The 2,892-nt window shown below is 39.8% G+C and carries 2 protein-coding genes; both read left to right on the forward strand.

Annotated features, from left to right (window positions below):
* Positions 1-222: hypothetical protein (locus tag B4Z90_RS15525; protein WP_286802717.1), on the forward strand; the 222-nt coding region annotated here is incomplete at its 5' end.
* 229 nt (positions 223-451) lie between these two features.
* Positions 452-2,827, forward strand: coding sequence for an ABC transporter permease (locus tag B4Z90_RS15530; RefSeq protein WP_286802719.1), 2,376 nt, complete (start codon positions 452-454; stop codon positions 2,825-2,827).
* The last annotated feature ends 65 nt before the right edge of the window (positions 2,828-2,892 follow it).

A 2,892-nucleotide genomic window follows, 5' to 3' on the forward strand; every position in this document is an offset into this window, starting at 1 on the left:
GGGCTACGCTACACCCCGAAAAAGGTATCACCTTTGTTTTGTGTGGCACAAATATACGGTTCTTACAAATTATTTGCAAATGAAAAACACAAAATAAAACTAACAAGTTGTTACATTGCGACATACTCTTCGCCAGACGGCACATCGCTCTCCTCTATACAATCAAAGCCAATGCTGTTCCCACTATTTATTATTTCGATAAAACACTCACCTGTCAATTAAAATCTTTTGACCTCTCAACCGCAACATGTTCGGATATGAACATGAAGTGTTCGAATACAAACACTTAGATCACATAAAGACAATACACAACAAACTGATTGTAAACAACTTAACCCTTTGGCCGTTTTTTTGAAATTGATCCAATGAACATTTTTAAAAAATAGAATTACGTTATCCTTCAACGGGATTGATTACCATAAGTTCAAAATGAACACTTATAACGAAAAGTATGATAAAGAACTATTTCCAAATTGCCTGGAGAAACCTGATAAAGAACAAGGTTTTTTCCTTTATCAATATTCTTGGCTTAACAATAGGCATCACCGTCTGCGCAATGATATTTCTATTTATCGCCAATCAGTTTAGCTTTGATAAGTTTCACAGCCAAGGCGGTCGCATCTATCGGGTCATGCGTGGTTTTGACAACACCAAGGACCGTGCACCTTATTTATCCGCACCCTATGCCACGGCCTTATTAACCGATTATCCCGATGATATCAAAAAAGCTGTACGGGTAATGCCTGCCAATGGGTTATTCTCTGTTGGCAACATTGCATTCAATGAAAAGAAACTCTTTATTGCAGATGACGATTTCTTTGAACTATTTAGTTTTCCGCTAATCAAAGGGAATCCAACGACTGTTTTAAAAAATCCAACAAGTGTTGTGCTCACGGAAACAACTGCGAAGAAATATTTTGGAAATGAAAATCCTATCGGTAAAATACTGCAGCTTGATAAAAATAAACAATTAACCGTTACTGGGATCGCTAAAGATCTTCCGGTCAATTCACATCTGGATTTTGATCTCATTATCCCCTTATCCAATTATCTCGATACCGAACCGTTCAAAGCTTGGCAAAACAACAATTTATTCACTTACATCCTACTTGACGAACATAAAGATGTTAGGCAACTGGAAAAGCAATTTCCCGATTTCATGAATAGGCATATGAAAGCAGTTTCTACCAATATGGGTATCCATTTTGATCTTGCCCTTACACCGCTAAAAGATGTCTATCTTGAATCCCACAGCGCATTTGACAGCGCAAAACATGGTGACAAGAAAGTTATTTACATTTTTCTCTCCATCGCCATCCTTATATTGATTATCGCCTGCATCAATTTCATGAATCTCTCGACAATACGTGCAGTTGACCGATCAAAAGAAGTTGGTTTAAGAAAGGTACTTGGAGCACAACGTCTTCAATTAATGGGGCAGTTTATCGGAGAATCCATTTTATTAACCACCATATCCTGCATACTCGCCATATGTCTACTGCAACTACTCATGCCTGTATATAATCAACTATTGGGATACACCCTAACGGTCCCATGGAATTCATGGCCAATCTATATTTTTTTGATTGCAATTATTGTCATAGTAGGGCTATTAGCCGGAAGTTACCCTGCCTTATACCTTTCAACCTTCTCCCCTATACAGGCATTAAAAGGTAAATTACGCTTAGGCAAGGGCGGCACACTGTTCCGCCATACATTAGTGGTGTTCCAATTCAGCATATCTATTTTACTGATCATCGGTACATTGATTATCTCTAAGCAGATGAAATATGTAAAAGAACTGGGACTTGGCTATGACGACCAACAGACAGTGGTTATTCCAATAGACAATGAAGAACTGTATAACAACCTGCGTACATTCAAGAACGAATTATCTGCGAGCAGCGACATTACATCGGTCTCCTTTATGTCCGGTGAACCGGGCGGCTTCTTCGATAACCACACATTCGAGGTCGAAGGAAAAAACGGTGAGAAGTGGAAGTCAAGGACAGAGTTCACTGATTTTGACTATGTAAGTACCTTGAAACTCAAAATAATAGCAGGCCGAAACTTTTCAATACAACACTCGACCGACTCCACTAGGGCTGTATTAGTCAATCGTACTGCAGCATCGATGCTTGGATTTACTCCCGAACAGGCCATTGGCAAATGGATAAAAAATACGATCCGCGATCAATCCCCCCGGACAATCATTGGTGTAATTGATGATTTTAACTTCCTATCCCTAAAAGAAAACATGGATGCATTAGTTGTTGCCCCTTCTGATGATCTAAGGGTAGCCCTTATCCGCTTAAACACAAAAGATTTCCCTGAAGCTCTAAAAACTATCAGAACCGCATTTGGGAAAGTAGCCCCATTATATCCGTTTGAATACAGTTTTTTGGACCAGAAATTCGATATGCTGTACAAAACTGATCTTAGGCAACAACGTATACTCAGTCTTTTTTCTGGATTGGCCATATTTATCGCGTGCCTAGGCCTCTATGGTTTAGCCTCATTTACGGCTGCCAAACGAAACAAAGAGATCGGAATTCGCAAGGTGCTTGGCGCTTCGGTATCGGGTGTCACTACATTATTGTCCAGAGATTTTATAAAACCCGTATTAATTGCCTTGATAATTGCCTCGCCGATCGCCTGGCTAACCATGAACAAATGGCTGGAAGACTTTGCTTACCGCATCGAAATCCAATGGTGGATGTTTGTGCTGGCGGGACTAGTAACAATAGGTATCGCATTAATTACAGTAAGTTGGCAGGCTATCCGAACAGCCATAGCTAATCCTGTAAATAGCTTACGGGACGAATAAAAATAGGAAACAAAAAAAGCTCTAACTTTCGTTAGAGCTTTTAAGTCGGGGTGGCAGGATTCGAA

Origin of the sequence: Sphingobacterium sp. UBA5639, from assembly GCF_002421245.1 — a bacterium.
In the GTDB taxonomy this organism is placed as follows: Bacteria; Bacteroidota; Bacteroidia; order Sphingobacteriales; family Sphingobacteriaceae; genus Sphingobacterium; species Sphingobacterium multivorum.

What these genes read in the sequence shown, in the direction of transcription:
- B4Z90_RS15530 (WP_286802719.1), top strand. Translation starts at nt 452, where the DNA reads ATGATAAAGAACTATTTCCAAATTGCCTGGAGAAACCTGATAAAGAAC.